Origin of the sequence: Acinetobacter terrae, assembly GCF_013004375.1 — a bacterium.
In the GTDB taxonomy this organism is placed as follows: domain Bacteria; phylum Pseudomonadota; class Gammaproteobacteria; order Pseudomonadales; family Moraxellaceae; genus Acinetobacter; species Acinetobacter terrae.
The window spans coordinates 199,649-219,746 of sequence record NZ_JABERI010000001.1; the positions used below are offsets into that span (position 1 = coordinate 199,649).

Consider the following 20,098-nt stretch of genomic DNA (forward strand, 5'->3'; position numbering starts at 1 on the left):
ATCAAACCACCAAACGTCGCCCTTCCCGCACACAGATAAATGGCGTCATCAATTTAGAAGTGTTTTTCATTGCAACTTTTAAATCCAGCTCAGGTTGTTCCCGACTTTCATCGGTCAGTTGAAAGGTTCGATAATGAATGGCTAGAGAACATTTGGAACGTAAATCCTGATGCGCCTGAAAAGCATCCTGCGGATTCATATGCATATAGCGCATCAGCTCACGCGGTTCATAAGCACCAATCGGTAACAATGAAATACGCGGTGCACCCAAACGACTCTGGATCTCTTTAAAATGCGGTGAATAACCGGTATCCCCGGCAAAGAAACAGTGATCTTTTCCAGCAAGCACTGAAAAACCACCCCAGAGTGCCCGATTCTGATCACGCAAGCCGCGACCCGAGAAATGCTGTGCCGGGGTATAAATAATTTTTAAGTCATGCAATAAGGACGATTGCCACCAGTCCATTTCCAGTACATTGTAACTTTTTGGCAAATACCATGAATTACCAAGTCCGGTATAAATCGGCATGGCAAATTTGTCATGCAACCACTGTAAAGTGGCCAAGTCCATATGGTCATAATGATTATGACTGAGCAACACCGCATGAATGGTCGGCAATTCTTCTAAAGCAATTCCTGCAGGAATAACCCGTTTTGGACCTTTGCCCTGTTTAGGACTGGCATGTTCACCCCACACCGGATCGGTGAGCAGGTTATATGGCCCGATCTGCAACAGTACGGTGGCATGCCCCACAAACCACACTTGCCAGTCGTCGATGCTGGCCTCTGGACGATCTTGCGGAATCGCCCGTTTCGCCGTAGCAGATTCAGCATGCTCATTATGATTTACATCCATCTTCCAGGTGGATGACTTACGGGTAAGCAGCCACTTGAAGAGTTCGGCACGTCTACGCCCTTCAGGACGCGGCACGGTATTTAAGAATCGTTCACCATTGTGGTGATTCGAATACATAAATTTGAATGAGGGTTGACGCCAGATATGTGACCAGCAGTCTTGGGTGGGGAGTTGAAAGTGTAATTGCTCAGTCTTTTGCTTCATGTACATTCAATTTCTTAGTGTGACCTAAATATTCAAAATCCGATATTTTGAATATTGCGCCATATATATCACGTTTTTATTCCAAACGTCCTTTCATACGTTCCAACCACACTTTTTTAGTTTGCGGTTTAATAAACAATGCCACAATTTCAGGATGAATCTGTTTAATTTTCGCTTCAATTCTGTTGACGCAGGCTTCAATGTCATCGGAACTTAAATTGTCTTCAAATTCCAGGCTTAAAGATGCCAGTACCTGATGTGCGCCCATCTGTTCAGTCAATACACCATTGGCAGAAAGTACAGCCACATCTTCCTGAGCAATCAGCAAGATATTATTACGTAACTCAGGAGCCGCCGACTCACCCAGTAATAAGCCCTTGGTTTCCCGTCCCAGTAAAATGGCCGAGACTGCCAAGACAATCCCAATCAGGATTGAAGCAACACCGTCTAATTCTGGAATATTTAAAGTGTGTGCCAAATAAATCCCGATCAAGGCAATAAACAGACCACATAAAGCTGCGGTATCTTCAAACAAAACCGTGAATGTCGTCGGATCTTTACTACGACGAAAAGCCTCGAAGTAACCTAGCTCACCTTTGGTCTTACGAAAAGCTTTTAAAGCCACAAACCAGGATACCCCTTCACATAAAATTGCGATGCCTAAAACAATGTAATTTAGGGTCGGATTAAGCATTTCTTCAGGATGACGTACATGCTGTATACCCTGATAAATAGACACCACTGCACCTAATGCAAAAACCATCAGTGCAACAATAAACGCCCAAAAATACAGTTCACGGCCATAACCAAAGGGATGTTTTACATCTCCCGGGCGTTGCGATTTTTTCATGCCGTACAGCAGTAAAATTTCATTCAGCGTATCGACAACCGAGTGAACAGCTTCACTCAGCATGGCGGAACTATTGGTGATATATGCGGCAATAAACTTCACCAAAGCTATGGCCAGATTACCAAGCAAAGCTGCGTAGACCACCACTTTATTCGAGTCAGACATTCAGGTTTGTCCTAAGCGTTATTGTTATCAAACAGATCTATTTGATTTTTCTCTATATCCAATTTTATATTAACCAAATTGCAGCAATAAATTCTTTACGTTTTGTTGTTGTATTCTTTAGAAGACCAAACCGATTTTAGAAATTTGCCAATGGCTTTGAAGTACATAGCTGCCCCCAAACTAATACTGAAGGCAAGTAAAGACCGAAAAAAGGAAGCTTAAGCTTCCTTTTATAATTCCTGAAATGAATTTAAAGCTTGGAAAAATACTGTTCGCGCCATTCTTTCCAGAAATACATCACGATCCCAAACATCACCACAGCAATGCCGATAAAAGCATTCGAACTGATATGCTCATGATTTAAAGTTGCACCCAGTACCAGAGCAATGATGGGCGTCATCACGTTACTCAGCGACACAGTCGATGCAGCTAAACGGCGAATCAGCCAGAAGTAACACAGCATCGCCACAATTGAAGACATGATCATGGTAAAGACAAAACCAATCATGGTTTGCATGCCTGGCATTTGAGTCGGCATGTGCTGCCAGATAAACGGCAATAAACACAACGAACCTAAGGCTGAAATAATCAAAGAACCCGTGGCTTGTGACATCGGACTAAGCGGTGCATTAATCTGTTTCACCCAAAAAATTGAGCTGATATAGGACACCATACTGATCAGCATCAGTACCACACCAATCGGATTGATCTTGCTGTCTGCTGAATCGGCAAAAACAAAGCTTAAACCTGAAACCGCAATCGCCATACCCAGCCATTGTAACCAGATCAGCTTTTGGGTTTTTAAAATGACGTGCCCAATCAAGCCTGCAATTAAAGGGGAAAAACCGAAGATCAGCGCCATCAAACCCGAGGTCAGATAATTGGCAGCAATATAGATAAACAGCTGTGCACCAATTAAATTTAAGCTCCCCGCCAGGTAACTTTTCATTGAAGTCTGATCAAATGGCAAGGGATCACGCATCAGTTTCAATAAAAACAGCGCAATGATGGATGCCCCGAAGTAACGGATAATCAGCACCCACATCGGATGGACTTCCTGTACGCTCCAGACAATCGCCAGTGGTGTGGTGGCCCAGATCAGAACCAGTAAGGCGTAGATACTTGCCGTGACCACCATAGGAGATGAGTTTGAATTCATAAATTGCTCAATTAAATTTTATTAGAAAGAATTGAACTAAATTCTTGTTCAAATCCACTATCAACAATACTAATGGTGGCAGGGATGCCGCCCGCTGATCTGGGGTATATGGACATCTCGCGAAGTACACTTCTCAAGATCAGCAAAAGATTTTTGTCACCTTGCGCCATGTATGGTTCATTTCTCAAAAGTAAGGCAGCACCGACGCAAAGCCTTTTAAAACCACAATATGATGTGTGGTGATGAAAAAGCCATCTAGCAAACATAAAAAAAACAGACCTGAGCAAAGCAGAGGTCTGTTCCTGATTGGGCGAACTAAAACTTAAGCAATTTTGCGTAAATCTTGTGCCAAATCTAGATGTTTTTCAGCTTCGAAAGCAGTATTTTTGCTGATCATTTTTTTCAAATGACGCATTTCTTTTGCAGCATTGACGGTAATGCCGGCAACGATTTGACCATCCGTCACACCGTACATCACGAATGAATTGTCTGCACCTTTGGCTGCATCCATTTCACCGCGAACCAGCCATTGAGCCGCTGCCATATCGCCGACAAACTGGAAATTGATATCCAGTTGATCCGTCCAGAACCAGGCTGGATTGGCTTTCGGATGCTCTACGCCCATTACATGACGCGCGAAAATACCGGCTTGAAGATTGGCATTTTCCCAAGTTTCCACACGACGGAATTCACCATCTGCGCGAAGTTGGGTTGCCACATCGCCTGCGGCATAAATATCAGCATTTGAAGTTTGACAGTTCTCATTGACTTTAATCGCCACGTCAACATCAAGACTGGCAGTCACTGCAAGCTGAGCATTTGGCACAATCCCAATACCGTAAACCACAGCATCAGCGCGAAGTTCTTCGCCACCTTCCAGAGTGACAACCACTTCTTCGCCATCCAGTCGGCAATCCGCAATCTGAGTTGAAAGACGAACATCCACACCTTTGGCACGGTGTTGTTCAAGCAAAAATTCGCTCAGAATTCGTGGTGAACAACGACCCATCACCATTGGACCCATTTCAATCACAGTCACTTGGCAATCTTTAAAACGCGCAGATGATGCAAGTTCAAGACCAATCACACCGCCACCAATCAGGATGAGACGACGACCGGCTTGAAGCACAGGAACAAGCGCTTGAGAGTCTTCAAGGTTACGCAAGGTATAAACATGTTTACCCAAAGCATCGAAGTTCGGTAAACGACGCGCTGCACCACCAGTGGCAAGAAGCAACTTGTCGTATGCAACTACATCGCCATTTTTCAGAACCACATTGTGATCTTCAGCATTGATTTTCACCACGCCATTGCCACGAATCACTTCAACATTCAAATCAGCCAGTTTTTGTTCTGACAGAATTTCGATCTTAGTGTCTTCAGGTTTTAAGATCACATCTTTAGATAAAGGCGGACGCTCATAAGGAAGATGCGTTTCATCACCCACCAAAATGATTTTGCCTTCATACTTGTTGGCACGAAGTTCTAAAATGGCGCTGGCACCGGCTTGACCTGCACCTACAATAACGATGGTTTCGATGTTACTCATGTGCTTTACCCTTTTAATTCTGCAGATACAATGCCGAAGCCTGCAATCCATTCACTGATTGCTTCATAGACTTGAGTGGTCATTTCGTATTCGCCCAATTCAGAGAGTGCTGCAAAAGCTGCAATCCATGAACGAACTTCCTGACCACCACGGCCACCTTCACGGCGAATTTCTGCTTCAGTCATCGCTTCAATCGCTGCGAAATCAGCATTCTTGAAGGTTTCAAGCAATGCGATATCCCATTCAGCATTTAAAGGCACGGCAACAGAGGTATCCCCTGCTGCCAGTTTTTGACCGACTGCAATCACTTTTGCTTGACGCGCTGTACGTGCTTCAGGACTAGGATTACGACCACAAATCAGGAATTCTTCCACTTCAGGCGGAACAGAACCCATTTGCGGTGTCGGTGGATCATGCGAAAGACCACCTGTTCCTAAAATAAGAACACGTTCATTTTCAAGATTTAACGATTTGATGAACTGACCAATCGCGCGACCTAAAGCCACAGTACGTTTCGTCGTTGGCATAGGTGCTGCGGCACCATTAATAAATACCGGAATCGTTGGATAACGATCGAGTTGACCATCGCATAGGAAATGCAAAGGTTGAGTCACACCATGGTCGGCCTGCATGCGGTAAGAATAGGCAACATCTACACCTTCATCCAATACGCGGCGCACCAGGGCAAGCGCAGTATCTTCAGGCACATTAATCTTGTTGTTCTCTGCACCATAATTCCAGTCCCCTGCGGCTGTGGCACGAATACCCACGCAGAAACTTGGCATTAAGTCATAAAAGAAACCGTTAAAATGGTCGGGTCCAAAAGTAATAATTAAAGTTGGATCAAAGGCTTTGACTTCAGCTGCCATTTTTTCAAACGCGGCACGAACATTGGTTTCCTGTTCTGCACGTTGTGGCGAAGCAAATTCCATTAATGGGCTGTGTGAGGCACAAATAAGTTTAACGGCCATGTTTGACTCCTAAACGGAAGGCAGCCAAAAGGCTGCCGAGTATAGTTCTTTGTATTTAAACGTTTTAACTCTTTAAAGATTTAGTCTTCAAAGAAGCCTGCACGCGGCTGACGTAAACCACGAATACCCAAACCACATTCAGCGTTAATTAAAACACCCGTCAGCGGACGGTTATTGGCACGAGACGCCAGCAATACATAAGAACCAGTCATATCTTCAGGTTCTGGTAAGAAATTCAACGGCATGCCACGGGCAATTTTCTCGGGATCACGTGCATCGAGCAGACCAAGATTTTCCTGACCTAGTGATGCCGCACCTTTGATATTCACGTTCATGCCTGATGGGGCAACTGCATTGACGCGCACTTTCGGTGCAAGTTCATAAGCAAGTTCTTTCATGATGCCTACGCCCGCATGTTTAGATGCAGTGTAGACTGGACCACCACCTGCTGAATACAATGCAGAATTAGACAATGTGAAGATGATTGAACCTTCAGATTTCACTAACTCATCTAGCGCAGCTTTGGCACCCAGAATTAACGATTTGGTGTTAATGCCCATGATTTCATCAAAGGCTTTTTCCAGCTGCTCGCCAGAGGTATTGACGATATCAGCGTAGTGATCCCAGATGCCGGCATTACCCACGAAACAGTCAAGCTTACCAAAACGCTCAACGGTTGCTTGAACAGCACGGACATTGTCTGCATAGCTGGCTACATCACCTTCAATCGCAAGAACTTTACCACCGAAGTGTTCGTTCAAGGCATCCACTTTTGCTTTTGAACGTTGAAGAACCGCAACTTGTGCGCCCTCTTCCAAGAAACGCTCAACCAAAGCCCAACCCAGACCTGAACCACCACCAGTAATCAGTGCAACTTCGCCTTGTAGCCAACCCATGATTACTCTCCTGCCATCTCTACGAACAATTGACCATCTTCAACAATCACCGGGAAAGTTTTGATTGGATCAGTTGCAGGTAGACATAAAGCTTCACCTGTTTTCAAGCAGAAACGTGCTGAATGCAGTGGGCATTCAACCGTACCATCATCTTCAAGATAACCTTCAGACATAGAAGCATTACCATGTGAACAACGGTCATTCATGGCGAAGAATTCTCCGCCATTGTTGAACACTGCAAGCGCTTCAATACCGTTCACGCCGCAATCTACTTTTAGCGCTTCGCCTTCGTCTAATTCGTCAACTTGGCAAACAAAAATCTTATTCATTAGAAGAATACACTCAGGTTATGTGAGTTATAGGTCACTTGATCTAACGTAATTTTACGGTTGAAAATCTGGAAGCCCAAATCACTTTCAACTTTACGGATCTTGTCGTGACGCTTACCACAGTAAATCGTTACGTCTTTCTCTTTTTGCGTACGGTATAACAAATACGTTACGTACACGTCGTATTCGCCTTCAACTTCAGTCGGCTCTACAATCACGTTGCTCACCATGTGAGTCGTACGTGATGGAGGCTCTTCAGCCCAAGCCATACCGGTTTCAAGACGCGCAACACGACGTTCGAGCAAGTCTTTGGTATCGTTAAACACCCAAGTCGTCGGTGGTTCAACTGAACGGCGACGGTCACGGGTTTGTGCATTTGGCGTGGTACGTAGCGTATAAGAAATGTCTTCCGCCAACATATCCAGCCAATCGCGGAATTTCCAGTCGTCTAGCGCTTTGCCTTCACGATATAGAAACTGACTAATTTGATGATGAAGTTCTAAACTGATCTGACTCATTTCATTAGCTCCTTCTCGTATTCGTCAGCTGCTTTCTCTACGTCTTCCCATTTTTCATGGATCAACAGGTCTGCCCAACGGCGGTATAAGCCACGTGCTGCAGTTTCAGAGAAAATGTAGTTGGTAATCCCTGGAATACCATCTTCACGTTTCTTCTCGTGACCCAAGCCCATTTCCATAATGAGTGGGTTATTACGTGCTTTATAACCACGTAAAACTTTTTGAATCTCAATCCAGTTCTCAGAGTCATCTTGCTCAAGGAAACCGGCAGGACCGAAGGCACGCGTCGCAGAACGTTCGAATGCTTCTTTCACTTCTTGCGACGCTTCAGCATCGGCAATACAGAATGCCCACACTTCAGTTTTGTTGGGACCACGTGGGTGCCATACGCGAAGTGTTGCAGTACCGTTCAACCAAGACATGGTTGGGAACATGTTGTTGTGACCCGCAAGACGCAATGCGCGCGTTTCACCCAAACGTTCTTTCACTTCTTCATACGTTTCACGGAAGTAGTTGGCAACTTCACCGTCTACCCACACGTTAGCGTCTGGTTTTTCAGTAAAGAAGAAACCTGAACCATGACCACGTGAACCGTACTGGATCGCGTCTTTAGCGGTTTCCCAAACTGGACGAGCGGTTTGAGCAGCACCTAATTTCTTAGAGGATTCGTCATCAGGTTTTGCACCCAACACCTGAATGGCAGATGCGTGAGAGAACAATGCGTGGTATTGGTCAGATGCAAACTGTTCAGCTGCAAATTTCCAGTTGCATTCGATTTCCCACTTATGCACACCACCGATGATTTCAGTACCACCTGGACGACGGTCTAATACGCCATCAAGATACCAAGCGATATCACCCATATATTCGATTAAATCTGGTGTGGTTTCATCCCAACAAGCAAAGATTAAGCCTTTGTAAGATTCAACACGGTTAACTTCAACCAGACCCCATTTTTCTTTGCATGCGCCTTGCGGGAATGCACGATCTTCTAACGGGATATCTTTAAGTGAACCATCAATACCGTAAGACCAGCCGTGGTATGGGCAAGTGAATGCACGCGTATTACCACAGTCTGCGAAGCTCACACGCATAGAGCGGTGACGGCACTGGTTTAAAAATGCTTTGATTGAGCCATCTTTTTGACGAGCTACAATAATCGGGTCTTCACCCATATAGGTATTGAAGAAATCGCCCGCTTTAGGAATTTGGCTTTCATGACACAGGAATAACCAAGTACGACCAAAAACGCGTTCAAGCTCTAATTCATATAAATCTGGATCTGTGTAGATATATGGCGAGATACGACCATTTTGTGCATCGACCAAAGCGTCGATTTCGCGCACATCAATTTTTCCACTCATGAGAAGCTCTCCTGTGACGTACTCTGTCACAAAGTAAATAGACTCAACTTTTAGTGGATAATGGTTTTATAGCGGCTTTTAGTGAAATATTTTTTTTGTTTCAATTAAGATATTTTAGAGATTATTAGCAGACATTTTTCTTATATTAAAACAGTCATGAAAAATGCAAGACCATTTATTTTCTAAATGGCAGAATCATCTTCACGTAATAGTTGTTTATAGATTATACTCTCCTCAAATTATAGTAAGACATTTTTTGGATTACTCATTGGATTGGTTATATGGAATTACGACATCTTCGATATTTTATCACCGTTGCAGAAGAACTAAACTTTAGTAAAGCGGCGTTAAAGCTCTATACCGCCCAACCCTCTTTAAGTCAGCAAATTAAAGACCTTGAAGAAGATGTAGGCGTACAACTGCTCTATCGTACCAAACGAAAAGTTGAACTCACGGAAGAAGGTGCAGTATTTCTAGAACAAGCCCGTTTGACGCTGGCACAGGCCGACAAAGCCATTGCCATGGCACGTCAAGTCTCGCAAGCCAAACAGCAAATGCTGCGTATTGGCTTCGTTCCAGTCGCGGAAATGAAAATTTTCCCTTATGTACTACCGAATTTACGTGTACAAAATCCGGATTTAAAAATTGATTTGCTCAGTTTAAATAACAGTGAGCAAATTAAACTATTGAAGAAAGGTGAACTGGATGTGACCTTTACACGCCAGAACCTCAATAGTGATGAAATTGAAAGTTTATTTGTTTTACGCGAACCGCTAATCTTTATTTTGCCAGAGAATCATCCCTTGGCCAAATATGAGCGCATCCCAGTTAAAGCATTGAATGGTATAGATTTTATTATTCCAGCAGCAGAACAGTCTTTAACGCTACACAATGCGATTCTGGATTTTGCCAAAGCCAATGGGATTGAATTCAACATTGTGCAAAAAGCAGACAACATCTTGTTTAACATCAACTCTGTAGGTATGGGACTGGGTTGTACCATTCTGCCGGGCTATGTTGCCCCATTAACCACAAGTAATTCTGTCATTCGCACGCTAGATGTTGAGCTTCCTTACCTCGACCTCTATGTGAGTTACCACAAAAACAGTAGTTCTGTCGCTGTACAGAAATTTATTGAATTACTGACCCGCGTGTTTTATCTGAATATCAATCGCGATTGATCAATTTTTTACACATTCACTTTTTTCAATTGAGCACACCATTATTTTTCTGATAAATAATGGTGTCTTTTTTTGCACCATTTTGATTATTTTTCTACCACATTAGACTGAAGTCTTATAAAAATTCACCACTTCAAAGCCCATCTTTATGGGAAATAACGTATAACTTTTCTTTCACTCATTTATAAAAATATCTCATAATCAGAAAATTACAACTTAAGTCTAATAAGCCCAGCACAACCTTTTTAAAATATTTGTAAAAAATAAAGACCAATATAGGGAAGATTATGCAAATAGACCCGCTGCATCGTATAAAAGTAGGTGTTCGATACCACCCTTATTTCTTTTTTACTTTTCCTGCAATCGCTGTTTTCTATTATTTTTTGCACTGGCTGACCCAATGGGGCTGGTCTACCTGTCTTTTAATCAGCTGGAATATAGCAATCTATGGCTATTTATTCTTAACTCTAAAGACATTATGGCGTACAGAACATGCCCATATTTTGCAGCCTGCACAACAACAAGATGCCAGCAAATGGCTGATTTTACTGCTGGTAATTCTGACTTTAATCATGTGTTTCATTGCCATCGTTATTGAAATTAATCATTTACCCCCAGATTCCGCCATTCGAACAGGTCACTTAATCTTATCCATCCTCACCCTTGTTTCTGCCTGGTTTTTTATGCATACCATCTTTGCCATTCATTATGCTCATGACTTTTATCTGGCATTAGAAAAACATAAAGATGGCGGACTGGATTTTCCAAAAACTCCTGAACCGACTTATCCTGACTTTTTGTATTTCAGTTATGTCGTAGGAACTTCAGCTCAAACGGCGGATGTTTCGATTACCACCCGATCGATGCGTGTATTAAATACTTTGCACTTGCTGTTGGCCTATGGATTTAATACCACCATTTTGGCCATTAGCATCAATGTGACGGCTAACCTTATTAGCACTTAATTGTGAGTAGTTAATTAAAGGCATAAAAAAAGGATGACTACTGTCATCCTTTTTCATTTTATTCATACAGCGTGATTAAACACCACGAGCTGTTAAATAATTTTTAATTACAGTATTAAATTCTTCAGATTTTTCAACTTGAGACCAGTGACCACATTGGCTGAAGATGTGTGCATCAGCATGTGGAACAATGTTCAAGATATCCCATGAACGAGACACAGGAATGACCACGTCTTGTACGCCATGAATCAAAAGTACAGGAACTTTGATTTCTTTCATTTTTTCGAAATCAAGCGGGAATTCGAAACGGTCACGATCACGTGCGCCAACAACGTCCATCAGACGGTCAGACGCGTAATCATTTTTCGCAGAATCAAAACGTACTTTAACCAGTTCATCAGTGATCAAGTCTTTGTTCACAACAAACATAGAAAGGGTTTTCTTGATGCCTTCTTCTGTAAGCACTGGATTAGCATGCGCTTTAAGTGCAGCAGTCTGTTTCGCACCGCCAGTACCCATAGACACGATACCCAAAACACGTTCAGGGTAATCAAGCACCATCTGGAATGCTAACCAGCCACCCAAAGAGTTACCCACTACCCAAGTTTTTTCGATACCTAAAGCATCTAAAGTACGGATTGCGTGATCAACCCAAGCACGGATACCGTAAGCAGTGTTTGGCGCAACCACACTTTGACCATAACCAATGGTGTCAATTGCGATACAACGCGCTTGCTCACCAATTTGTGGCAAGTTTAACCACCAGTTTGCAGCAGCAGATACGCCTGTACCTGAACCGTGTAAAAATAGAATAGGTGTACCTTCACCAATTTCGTGGTAATGCGTCAACTCGCCTTCAGCAGTTTCAATCCATTTGTCTTCTAAGCCAAAGAATGGATCTGTTTGATAGTCAGGGATTTGAACAGTGCTCATATTGATTCCTCTTACAGTCTTTAGCTTGCGTGTCCCTCTATTACAAGAATTCGACGTCAAGTTGACTCATTAAAATGACTTTTTACATCTTTATATTAACCGTTCAAGACCTGCAAACTGATACAAATTTACGATCAAACCCTATAAAAAAACGATTATTTATGTCTTTGTTTTTATACAATTAAAATAAAATCATACCCATAATTTGCTTAAGGTATTTCAAGCCAAAATATTGTGAGCTCAAAAAAAAGAGCGACTGATCAACAGTCGCTCTTTTTTGATTCAATGATTTAGAACTTATAGGTATAGGTTGTAGCTACACGATACTCTTTAAGGTCAGATTTATAATCGAAGTCAGCATCGATATACATCGCTTGGAAGCCTAAACCTTTCAACTTACCTTCAGGCACTGTGTAGTTCACGATTAGATTAAGCTCATCCGAATCCTGGTTTTTCTTGCCATTTGCTTCAGCATCAAAGCCCATCATGTATACCGCAGTAGCATTCAAACCTTTTGCACCCAGTTCAGAGAAGTCATAACCATAAGTTAAACCTACTGATTTCTCATCAATAGCAGTGAAAGTCGCAACACCCCAGTTTACAAGGTAAGGCTGTGGCACCCAGCCACCCAACGTTGGGAAAGCACTGTCACCAAACATTTGTTGATAGCCCAAACCTACTGTGTGTGCGCCATAATTAACTTTTGCCCCTGCAGATAATGCCTGGTTATCAATTTTACCGTACAGCTTGTTGCCTGAATCCGAGTTATCGAAATAACGGATATGGCTATCTAATTTTGCCTTTTCACCTAAGGTGGTTTTGTAATTCGCACCGACATAATGCTGCTGGTAGATGTCTTTTACATCTGCATACCAGTAGCTTGCACCAATCTCTTTATTGAATTGATGATCCACACCCGCAATCCACATACCATCAGATTCAGGACCTTGGTCAAAACTTCCTTTTGAAATGCCATCAGGTAAAGTTTTACCTGGAGCAAATAGAGTTAAATCTCGGAACTGGTTGTCATAGCGGTTATTGATCTTATCAATATAAGCCAAAGTCAGTTTGGTATCTTTAATGTCTTTAGATTCTAACCATGCACCGCTATAAGTCGTCAGCAACTGACGCGATGGATCGAATACCAATACTGGAGATACCGGTAATAACTCACCTACTTTCAATTCGGTTTGTGAAACTTTGGCTTTTAAGGTCGCACCCACTTTACCGAAGTTGTCTTTTGACTCTTTACCATCATGCGGCAACACGAAGTCGGCATTTTTATCGCGACCATTCAATTTAAATGCGTGCTGTACCAAAAGGTCTGCACCGACTTGAATGCCAGCACCGATATCCTGATAACCGGATTTTGCATCCAGGGTAATGCCTTGTGACCATGAACCCCAGTTTTTCTCTGGTGTTGCTGCAATCTGACGATCAAGATAGAAATTTTTGAATTTTAATTGGACTTGGCTATCGTCGATAAATTCTGCATTCGTTGCAGTTGTACCTAATGCTAGAGTCGCAGCACAGATGGCTTTCCATAAAGTTTGACGACGCATGGCTTATTCCCAGTGATCAAATTAAGCTATGACGCCATCATGCTAAACAATGCAGTTAAAAAAAATCAGACCAGAGTATTAAGATTAAAGGCATTCATCCGGCTTTTTTATTGTTTAAGATTCACCATCAACTCTTGTTAAGAACTTTAAACAATAAGATATTTTGCCCTAAATTTATTTCATTATTCTTAAAGCCTTGTTGCAGTGCTTATTTTTAAGAAAATTTCACCTTTTTGGATTTAAATTTTTTTTATTAATCGTTTTTAGGTTTAAGCAGCTTTTAAAGCATCTTAAATAATTGATTATTTTAATATATTTTACATATCGCATGATATTTTTTATCTATAAATACAAATGTTTAGCCATAAAAAAAGCACCCTCAATGGGGTGCTTTCTAACACTTACTTTAAAAGAAAATTTTTAAAATTAAGCTTGTAGCTCACGTGCTTTAGACATGGTTAATGCCAAGTCTTCAATCATGTCTTCCTGACCGCCAACCGTACCACGACGACCAAGTTCCATCAGAATTTCACGAGCAGAAACACCATATTTCGCTTCAGCACGTTTAGCAAACAACAGGAATGATGAGTAAACACCTGCATAACCTAAAGTTGCTGCATCACGGTCTGCACGAATTGGTTGTTGCATCATTGGAACAATCAGTTCTTCAGCAATATCCTGAACTTTGAACAAGTCCACACCTGTTTCCATTTGCATACGGTTAGCAACCGCAACAAACAATTCAAGTGGCGTATTACCTGCGCCTGCGCCTAAACCGGCAGAAGCCAAATCGACACGCGTTGCACCCGCTTGAACCGCTGAAACAGAGTTCGCAACGCCCATACCCAAGTTATGGTGACCATGGAAACCGATTTCGATGTCTGAAGCCAAGTTGGCACGCAAAATACCCACGCGGTCAGTTACGTCTTGAGGAAGCATATAACCCGCAGAGTCAGTGACATAGATACAGTTTGCACCGTATGACACCATTTTGTTGGCTTCTTCCAAAAGTTTTTCTGGAGTCGCCATGTGAGCCATCATCAAGAAGCCCACAGTGTCCATGCCAAGTTTGCGCGCAGCAGTAATGTGCTGTTCAGAAACGTCTGCTTCTGTAGAGTGTGTTGCAACACGAATCGTTGCTACACCTACATCGTGCGCCATTTTTAAATGGTCAACCGTACCAATACCCGGAATTAAAAGTGCAGATACTTTGGCTTGTTTAAGCTTTGGAATAACCGCTGTTAAATATTCTTCATCCGTTGCAGCTGCAAAACCGTAGTTCACAGAGTTACCGCCTAAGCCGTCACCATGTGTTACTTCGATTAAAGGTACACCAGCATCATCAAGTGCAGTTGCAATCGCAACCATTTGCTCTGGTGTAGTTTGATGGCGCATTGGGTGCATACCATCACGTAACGTCATATCATTAATAATAATTTTTGACATGGTCTGCTCCTTAAGCTTCTGCTTCAGCTTGCGCTGCTTGGTTAGCAATGAGACGTTCTGCAAACATTTCTGCAGTACGTGCAGCAGCTGCAGTCATGATGTCCAGGTTACCGGCATATTTAGGCAAGTAATCACCCAAACCTTCGACTTCCAAGAACATAGAAACACGGTTGCCATCAAATACTGGACCATTTACAAGTTTGTAACCTGGTACATATTTTTGAACTTCTTTAATCATGGCATGCACAGATTCTGTGATTGCAGCCTGATCCGGTGTACCTTCAACTAAGCAGTGCACAGTGTCACGCATCATCAATGGTGGCTCAGCAGGGTTGATAATGATGATGGCTTTACCTTGTTTCGCGCCACCCACTTGCTCAATTGCACCCGCAGTGGTACGTGTAAATTCATCAATGTTTTTACGTGTACCCGGACCAACCGATTTCGTTGATACCGTTGCGATGATTTCACCGTAGTTTACAGGTTGAACACGTGAAATAGCTGCCACCATAGGAATGGTTGCCTGACCGCCACATGTCACCATGTTTACGTTCGGCAAGTCACCTTGTTCAAGCAAAGCTTCAAGATTTACCGGTGGTACGCAAAATGGACCAATCGCTGCAGGCGTCAAGTCAATCATTTGTACGCCAAGCTCATTCAACTTGCGGCTGTTTTCAGCATGTACATATGCAGAAGTTGCATCGAAAGCAATTTGAATATTGTCTGCTAAAACATGCGGCAATAAACCGTCTACACCGTCAGCAGTGGTTTTGATCCCCATTTTCGCTGCACGCGCCAAACCTTCAGAAGTTGGGTCAATCCCCACCATCCATACAGGTTCCAAAACTTCACTACGTTGAAGTTTGTAAAGCAAATCTGTACCGATATTACCCGGACCGATCAATGCACATTTAATCTTTTTCATTAACGTACTCTCTTAAAATACAGACTTATTCAGCAGCAAATGCAGCAACAACAGAACCAAAGCCTTCAATTTCAACCTTGAATTCATCACCCGGGTGTGCAACAACCATAGGACCCAATGCACCGGTCAATACGATGTCACCCGCCAACAGTGGACGACCACGGCGAACCATTTCATCCGCCAACCAAACAGCAGCGTTGAGTGGATTTGCAAGGCAGGCTTTACCTACACCTTGAGATACCACTTCATCACCACGGGTCATGGTCATTTTGCAGTTCACTAAATCCAGGTTTTCAAGTTTCACAGGACGTGAACCCAAAACAAAAGCCGCTGAAGATGCGTTATCGGCAACAGTATCAATCAGTGAGATTTTCCAGTTTTCGATACGGCTATCCACCACTTCTACCGCTGGCAAGGCATATTCAGTCGCACTGATAATGTCTGCATAGGTATGATGTTCTTTGGTAAGATCTTTATTAATGATTAACGCGATTTCTGCTTCAACTTTAGGCTGAATCAATAAACCTGCCGGGATTGCTTCGCCATCACCATAAGACATGTCTGCAAACAACATACCGAAGTCAGGCTGATCTACACCCAGTTGGGCTTGTACCACTTTTGAAGTCAAACCGATTTTGCGGCCGACTAAACGACGTCCTTCGCTTAGGGCACGTTGGGTATTTAATTCTTGAACTGCGTAGGCAATATCTACATCAGCACTTTCACCACCCAGTTGCGGGCGAATCGGTGCAATCGCAGTTTGTGACAACTCAGCTTCTCTAAGCGCCAAGGCGACTGATTCAACAACAGCAGAATTCGACATCAATGTTTCCTTAAACTGCAAAAAATTGGAGTTATACCGTTATCGATGGAAATGGAATGAACAATGTGAAAATGCTATGCAAATGATCAAACCCATCAGCAAATGGGTGCTGCCCATCTTGGGAAAACGTGTATATGTATAAACTGATTTAGAATCTGAAAAATGCGGTTTTTATGCCAATACTTATTTTATTTTTTACAATAGCTATTACCTATAAATGGCATTCTATTTTTTTCAGTGAAACAAAGCACTTAGCGTAGATAATTCATGATATCCGAGTAAGCAGCTCTGCAATGCAGGTGATTCATTTTAACAATCAATCACCACTACGACTAAAAGATGAGACTATCGCTCTATTTTGAGTAAAAACGACATATTCATTGCTCAATCAACATGATATTTTTAAACAATTAAAAACAATGACTTAGAATATTGGCAATGAAAATCAAAACACTGTTATTAACGGCTTCACTCACCACCTTATGTAGTACAGCCTTTGCACAAAATTATCAAAACCAGCTTAAAAACAAATATTTAATTGTAAGTCGCGCAAGCTGTGCGGGATTAAAATTTAATCCTCAAGCGACCGCTGCTGCATGGCAAAATGAAATGGAATGTAGTCGTGGCTACTCCAATAGCGATGCGTGGCGTATTACCTGGATTACACCGGACATTTTTATGATGACTGAAGTCATTCGCCCTAATGAAATTTCACCGCCGCGTAATGATGTTTATAAAATCATGAGTATTCAAAATAAAACCGTCACTGTCGTTAATTACTGGACCGATTGGGGTAACCACAAACCTGATCTGCAAAAATTTAGAATTCAATAAGTATAAAAAAGGGCGATTTTAAATCACCCTTTTAGCATCCGATATCTCTTAAACCGCTTGTTTTAAATTCACCTGATTCAAGAGGACCTGATGCAGACTTGCCACATCTTCTGCAATAGCAAGCGGATTATATTGTGCCAGCGTCTCAGGTGTATGCACCCCATAACTCACCCCAATACGTGGCATGGCAATATTCTGCGCCATTTCCAAATCATACGATGTATCACCGACCATAATCGCATTTTCAGCATTGACACCGGTAATGTGCAAAATTTCTGCGAGCATCAGTGGGTCAGGTTTAGATTTGGTTTCACTTGCCGCACGGGTCACAATAAAAAGCTCATGACTCTGGGTTTGACTTAACACACGGTCTAACCCTTTACGGCTTTTTCCTGTGGCAACCGCAAGCTTTACACCCTGCTGCGTGAGATCATTCAACAATTCCGCCACACCCTCAAACCATGCATCACCTTTCGAATTTTCGACATAGTGAGTCGCATAACATTGCAAAATATCATGGTGCAATTCAGGCACATCGGGAAATAACACTTGCGCGACTTCCGGCAACCCCAAACCAATAATGCTTTTTGCAGCTTCATGCGTTAAGGGTTGTTCATATTCTTTGGCAGCAAATTTTAAGCTTTCAACAATCTGACCGACTGAATCAAATAAAGTGCCATCCCAATCGAAAATGACAAGTTCTACCGCTTTTTTCATGAATTAATCCAATATTTGATTCAGGGTGAATAACAACTTGAAATTGACCTCTCCCTTGCGAACTCAGAATATATTCTGAGGATTCTCATCTCCTAAGAGGAAAGAATTTCTATTATTTTTCAAGCGCAAGGAACGAACTAAATATCGTGAGATAAGTTTAGCAAAATTTAATTCATTCCTCTTATTCGCTATCGTGACACTCCCTCTCCTTTCAGGAGATGAGCAGTACTACTGCGCAAGAGAGAGGTCAAAGTTATTCATCCACATTCTTGAGTAACGGGACTATTCATCCAATACTCCCGCTGCTTGAGAGCAGAAAATTCAATCTTCTTCATCACGATCAGTTAAAACCGGTTCTTTATCTTTCTTCTGTGCACGTAACTGTGCCACCAGACTCTGCATATCTTCAGGCAATGGCGCTTCAATGGTTTCATAACCCGGAATTTCCAGACGCAGTGCATGCAAACATAAACGACGTGCTTTCGGACCTTTGTATACAGTTTCATGACCATATTTTTCATCGCCAATTAAAGGATGACCAATACTTAAACCATGCACACGAATCTGATGGGTACGACCTGAAAGCGGTGATGCATATACAAGCGTTGCATGCATAAAGCGCTCAGCCACATTCCACTGCGTTTTCGACTCTTTACCTTCTTTAGAGACGCATACACGACGCTCGCCATTGGCAAGCTCATAACGGTGTAAAGGTGCATCAATCAGTTGACGATCGATCACGACGTTGCCTTTCACAATCGCAGCATAGGTTTTTTTGATTTTATGTTCACGCAGTAAATCTTGCAGGGTTTTTAAAGTGCTGCGTTTTTTACTGATCATCACTAGGCCGGAAGTATCACGGTCAATACGATGAATCAGTTCCAGATATTTCTTACCGGTTGCTGCACGCAAGCCTTCAATCAGACCATACGCCACACCACTACCACCGTGCACGGCAATACCTGAAGGTTTATTGACCACCATCAGGCCTTCATCTTCATAAATCACGCGGCTGAGCAGGCTTTGAGCCACTTTGTCCGATACCGGTACTGGCGTTTCATCTTTAGGCTCATAACGAATTGGCGCAACGCGAATTTGGTCACCAATTGCCAGTTTCGTTTCCGCTTTGATACGCTTTTTATTGACCCGAACTTGTCCTTCACGCATCAAACGATAAATACGACTTTTAGGCACACCTTTAAGTCGAGAAAATAAAAAATTATCGATGCGTTGGCCTGATTGATGCTCGTCCACTTCAAACCAAGTGACACTTTGCCATTCTTGCGTAGAATTCATACAGTTACTATGACCCAAAAAAATACTAAAATTGATTAAAAACTGATCACTTAGGCTATGCTTTACACAAGAAACATAAGCTTAACCCATAGGCAGATGATGCAAGGTTTGATATAGTCAGCGCACGGATACCACCGTTAGTGTGAAAAAATTTAATCACTTCAATATTTTTGAAGTTAAATATTAAATTTGACAATTCACATTAAATACGGAAAGGTCCCTAAAGAATATGCCGACGCCGAAGGCTTATTATATCGGCAAAAAAGCAAACTGTTGCGTTTAATTGTACTTATGTACATAAATCAGTCTGCCCTAAAAAATATGTCGCCAACTTAAAGTTGGTTTTTAAACGTAAACTGATACACATCAGATTAGTCGCACCCTGAAGTCGCATTCAGGCTACAACGTTGATGCATTGGATCTGCACATAAAGCAAAGATACGATGATAATTCCGTATCAAGACGCTCTATCTTAATGGAAGGGATGATCTTCAAGCTGCGTGACAGTGAAAGTTACTCACATCTAATGCACCGTTTGTCCGCCAGTGAAGCGTT

20 protein-coding genes are annotated in these 20,098 nt (G+C 42.4%); 3 read left to right on the plus strand and 17 right to left on the minus strand.

What is annotated here, in order from left to right; all coding sequences use genetic code 11:
* Position 1 precedes the first annotated feature (1 nt).
* From HLH14_RS00920 to hcaE, 10 genes are all read right to left on the minus strand, one after another.
* Positions 2-1,060 (minus strand): MBL fold metallo-hydrolase, encoded by a 1,059-nt coding sequence (locus tag HLH14_RS00920; protein ID WP_086192990.1) that lies wholly within the window; start codon positions 1,058-1,060, stop codon positions 2-4.
* A 76-nt stretch (positions 1,061-1,136) separates the two neighbouring features.
* Complete coding sequence (locus tag HLH14_RS00925) at positions 1,137-2,075, minus strand: cation diffusion facilitator family transporter (protein WP_086192991.1); 939 nt, start codon at positions 2,073-2,075, stop codon at positions 1,137-1,139.
* Between the two features lie 250 nt (positions 2,076-2,325).
* Entirely contained in the window at positions 2,326-3,234 is a 909-nt protein-coding gene (locus HLH14_RS00930) for a DMT family transporter (protein ID WP_086192992.1), read from the minus strand.
* An 11-nt stretch (positions 3,235-3,245) separates the two neighbouring features.
* Positions 3,246-3,404 (minus strand): hypothetical protein, encoded by a 159-nt coding sequence (locus tag HLH14_RS00935; protein WP_171263041.1) that lies wholly within the window; start codon positions 3,402-3,404, stop codon positions 3,246-3,248.
* Between the two features lie 152 nt (positions 3,405-3,556).
* A complete protein-coding gene (gene hcaD / locus HLH14_RS00940) occupies positions 3,557-4,783 on the minus strand; it encodes a 3-phenylpropionate/cinnamic acid dioxygenase ferredoxin--NAD(+) reductase subunit (protein WP_086192994.1) in 1,227 nt (408 codons plus the stop codon).
* A 5-nt stretch (positions 4,784-4,788) separates the two neighbouring features.
* The gene (locus tag HLH14_RS00945) at positions 4,789-5,754 is read right to left on the minus strand and encodes a 3-carboxyethylcatechol 2,3-dioxygenase (RefSeq protein WP_086192995.1); all 966 of its coding nucleotides are present in this window, start codon (positions 5,752-5,754) and stop codon (positions 4,789-4,791) included.
* Positions 5,755-5,834: 80 nt separating this feature from the next.
* On the minus strand, positions 5,835-6,650 hold the full coding sequence (gene hcaB, locus HLH14_RS00950; protein WP_067722169.1) for a 3-phenylpropionate-dihydrodiol/cinnamic acid-dihydrodiol dehydrogenase: 816 nt from the start codon (positions 6,648-6,650) through the stop codon (positions 5,835-5,837).
* A 2-nt stretch (positions 6,651-6,652) separates the two neighbouring features.
* Positions 6,653-6,979 carry a 3-phenylpropionate/cinnamic acid dioxygenase ferredoxin subunit gene (gene hcaC / locus HLH14_RS00955; protein WP_067722172.1) on the minus strand — a complete coding sequence of 109 codons (327 nt, stop codon included), beginning with the start codon at positions 6,977-6,979 and terminating at the stop codon, positions 6,653-6,655.
* On the minus strand, positions 6,979-7,497 hold the full coding sequence (gene hcaF, locus HLH14_RS00960; protein ID WP_067722174.1) for a 3-phenylpropionate/cinnamic acid dioxygenase subunit beta: 519 nt from the start codon (positions 7,495-7,497) through the stop codon (positions 6,979-6,981). The genes hcaC and hcaF overlap by 1 nt, the downstream gene beginning before the upstream one ends.
* Entirely contained in the window at positions 7,494-8,861 is a 1,368-nt protein-coding gene (gene hcaE, locus HLH14_RS00965; protein WP_086192996.1) for a 3-phenylpropionate/cinnamic acid dioxygenase subunit alpha, read from the minus strand. Before hcaE ends, hcaF begins: the two co-directional genes overlap by 4 nt.
* A gap of 281 nt (positions 8,862-9,142) precedes the next feature.
* Here hcaE and hcaR point away from each other — a divergent pair, with 281 nt between their 5' ends.
* Together hcaR and HLH14_RS00975 are read left to right on the plus strand one after the other, a co-directional pair.
* Complete coding sequence (gene hcaR / locus HLH14_RS00970; protein WP_067722178.1) at positions 9,143-10,042, plus strand: DNA-binding transcriptional regulator HcaR; 900 nt, start codon at positions 9,143-9,145, stop codon at positions 10,040-10,042.
* 287 nt (positions 10,043-10,329) lie between these two features.
* Complete coding sequence (locus HLH14_RS00975; protein ID WP_086192997.1) at positions 10,330-11,007, plus strand: DUF1345 domain-containing protein; 678 nt, start codon at positions 10,330-10,332, stop codon at positions 11,005-11,007.
* 75 nt (positions 11,008-11,082) lie between these two features.
* Here HLH14_RS00975 and HLH14_RS00980 read toward each other — a convergent pair whose 3' ends face one another.
* The 5 genes from HLH14_RS00980 to mhpD form a co-directional block, all read right to left on the minus strand.
* Entirely contained in the window at positions 11,083-11,940 is an 858-nt protein-coding gene (locus tag HLH14_RS00980; RefSeq protein WP_086192998.1) for an alpha/beta fold hydrolase, read from the minus strand.
* 290 nt (positions 11,941-12,230) lie between these two features.
* Positions 12,231-13,502 (minus strand): OprD family outer membrane porin, encoded by a 1,272-nt coding sequence (locus HLH14_RS00985; RefSeq protein ID WP_086192999.1) that lies wholly within the window; start codon positions 13,500-13,502, stop codon positions 12,231-12,233.
* 426 nt (positions 13,503-13,928) lie between these two features.
* Positions 13,929-14,948, minus strand: a complete 1,020-nt coding sequence (gene dmpG, locus HLH14_RS00990) for a 4-hydroxy-2-oxovalerate aldolase (RefSeq protein ID WP_067722187.1) — start codon at positions 14,946-14,948, stop codon at positions 13,929-13,931.
* Positions 14,949-14,958: 10 nt separating this feature from the next.
* On the minus strand, positions 14,959-15,873 hold the full coding sequence (locus tag HLH14_RS00995) for an acetaldehyde dehydrogenase (acetylating) (RefSeq protein ID WP_086193000.1): 915 nt from the start codon (positions 15,871-15,873) through the stop codon (positions 14,959-14,961).
* A gap of 25 nt (positions 15,874-15,898) precedes the next feature.
* Positions 15,899-16,696, minus strand: a complete 798-nt coding sequence (mhpD, locus tag HLH14_RS01000; protein WP_086193001.1) for a 2-keto-4-pentenoate hydratase — start codon at positions 16,694-16,696, stop codon at positions 15,899-15,901.
* Positions 16,697-17,134: 438 nt separating this feature from the next.
* Between mhpD and HLH14_RS01005 the strand changes: the two genes are divergently transcribed.
* On the plus strand, positions 17,135-17,530 hold the full coding sequence (locus HLH14_RS01005) for a hypothetical protein (RefSeq protein WP_086193002.1): 396 nt from the start codon (positions 17,135-17,137) through the stop codon (positions 17,528-17,530).
* Between the two features lie 48 nt (positions 17,531-17,578).
* Here the strand turns inward: HLH14_RS01005 and HLH14_RS01010 are convergent, their stop codons facing one another.
* Positions 17,579-18,247, minus strand: coding sequence for an HAD-IA family hydrolase (locus HLH14_RS01010; RefSeq protein ID WP_086193003.1), 669 nt, complete (start codon positions 18,245-18,247; stop codon positions 17,579-17,581).
* A 321-nt stretch (positions 18,248-18,568) separates the two neighbouring features.
* Positions 18,569-19,543, minus strand: a complete 975-nt coding sequence (locus tag HLH14_RS01020) for an RluA family pseudouridine synthase (RefSeq protein WP_086193004.1) — start codon at positions 19,541-19,543, stop codon at positions 18,569-18,571.
* Between the last annotated feature and the right edge of the window lie 555 nt (positions 19,544-20,098).

What these genes read in the sequence shown, in the direction of transcription:
- HLH14_RS00920 (WP_086192990.1), bottom strand. Translation starts at nt 1,060, where the DNA reads ATGAAGCAAAAGACTGAGCAATTACACTTTCAACTCCCCACCCAAGAC.
- HLH14_RS00925 (WP_086192991.1), bottom strand. Translation starts at nt 2,075, where the DNA reads ATGTCTGACTCGAATAAAGTGGTGGTCTACGCAGCTTTGCTTGGTAAT.
- HLH14_RS00930 (WP_086192992.1), bottom strand. Translation starts at nt 3,234, where the DNA reads ATGAATTCAAACTCATCTCCTATGGTGGTCACGGCAAGTATCTACGCC.
- HLH14_RS00935 (WP_171263041.1), bottom strand. Translation starts at nt 3,404, where the DNA reads ATGGCGCAAGGTGACAAAAATCTTTTGCTGATCTTGAGAAGTGTACTT.
- hcaD (WP_086192994.1), bottom strand. Translation starts at nt 4,783, where the DNA reads ATGAGTAACATCGAAACCATCGTTATTGTAGGTGCAGGTCAAGCCGGT.
- HLH14_RS00945 (WP_086192995.1), bottom strand. Translation starts at nt 5,754, where the DNA reads ATGGCCGTTAAACTTATTTGTGCCTCACACAGCCCATTAATGGAATTT.
- hcaB (WP_067722169.1), bottom strand. Translation starts at nt 6,650, where the DNA reads ATGGGTTGGCTACAAGGCGAAGTTGCACTGATTACTGGTGGTGGTTCA.
- hcaC (WP_067722172.1), bottom strand. Translation starts at nt 6,979, where the DNA reads ATGAATAAGATTTTTGTTTGCCAAGTTGACGAATTAGACGAAGGCGAA.
- hcaF (WP_067722174.1), bottom strand. Translation starts at nt 7,497, where the DNA reads ATGAGTCAGATCAGTTTAGAACTTCATCATCAAATTAGTCAGTTTCTA.
- hcaE (WP_086192996.1), bottom strand. Translation starts at nt 8,861, where the DNA reads ATGAGTGGAAAAATTGATGTGCGCGAAATCGACGCTTTGGTCGATGCA.
- hcaR (WP_067722178.1), top strand. Translation starts at nt 9,143, where the DNA reads ATGGAATTACGACATCTTCGATATTTTATCACCGTTGCAGAAGAACTA.
- HLH14_RS00975 (WP_086192997.1), top strand. Translation starts at nt 10,330, where the DNA reads ATGCAAATAGACCCGCTGCATCGTATAAAAGTAGGTGTTCGATACCAC.
- HLH14_RS00980 (WP_086192998.1), bottom strand. Translation starts at nt 11,940, where the DNA reads ATGAGCACTGTTCAAATCCCTGACTATCAAACAGATCCATTCTTTGGC.
- HLH14_RS00985 (WP_086192999.1), bottom strand. Translation starts at nt 13,502, where the DNA reads ATGCGTCGTCAAACTTTATGGAAAGCCATCTGTGCTGCGACTCTAGCA.
- dmpG (WP_067722187.1), bottom strand. Translation starts at nt 14,948, where the DNA reads ATGTCAAAAATTATTATTAATGATATGACGTTACGTGATGGTATGCAC.
- HLH14_RS00995 (WP_086193000.1), bottom strand. Translation starts at nt 15,873, where the DNA reads ATGAAAAAGATTAAATGTGCATTGATCGGTCCGGGTAATATCGGTACA.
- mhpD (WP_086193001.1), bottom strand. Translation starts at nt 16,696, where the DNA reads ATGTCGAATTCTGCTGTTGTTGAATCAGTCGCCTTGGCGCTTAGAGAA.
- HLH14_RS01005 (WP_086193002.1), top strand. Translation starts at nt 17,135, where the DNA reads ATGAAAATCAAAACACTGTTATTAACGGCTTCACTCACCACCTTATGT.
- HLH14_RS01010 (WP_086193003.1), bottom strand. Translation starts at nt 18,247, where the DNA reads ATGAAAAAAGCGGTAGAACTTGTCATTTTCGATTGGGATGGCACTTTA.
- HLH14_RS01020 (WP_086193004.1), bottom strand. Translation starts at nt 19,543, where the DNA reads ATGAATTCTACGCAAGAATGGCAAAGTGTCACTTGGTTTGAAGTGGAC.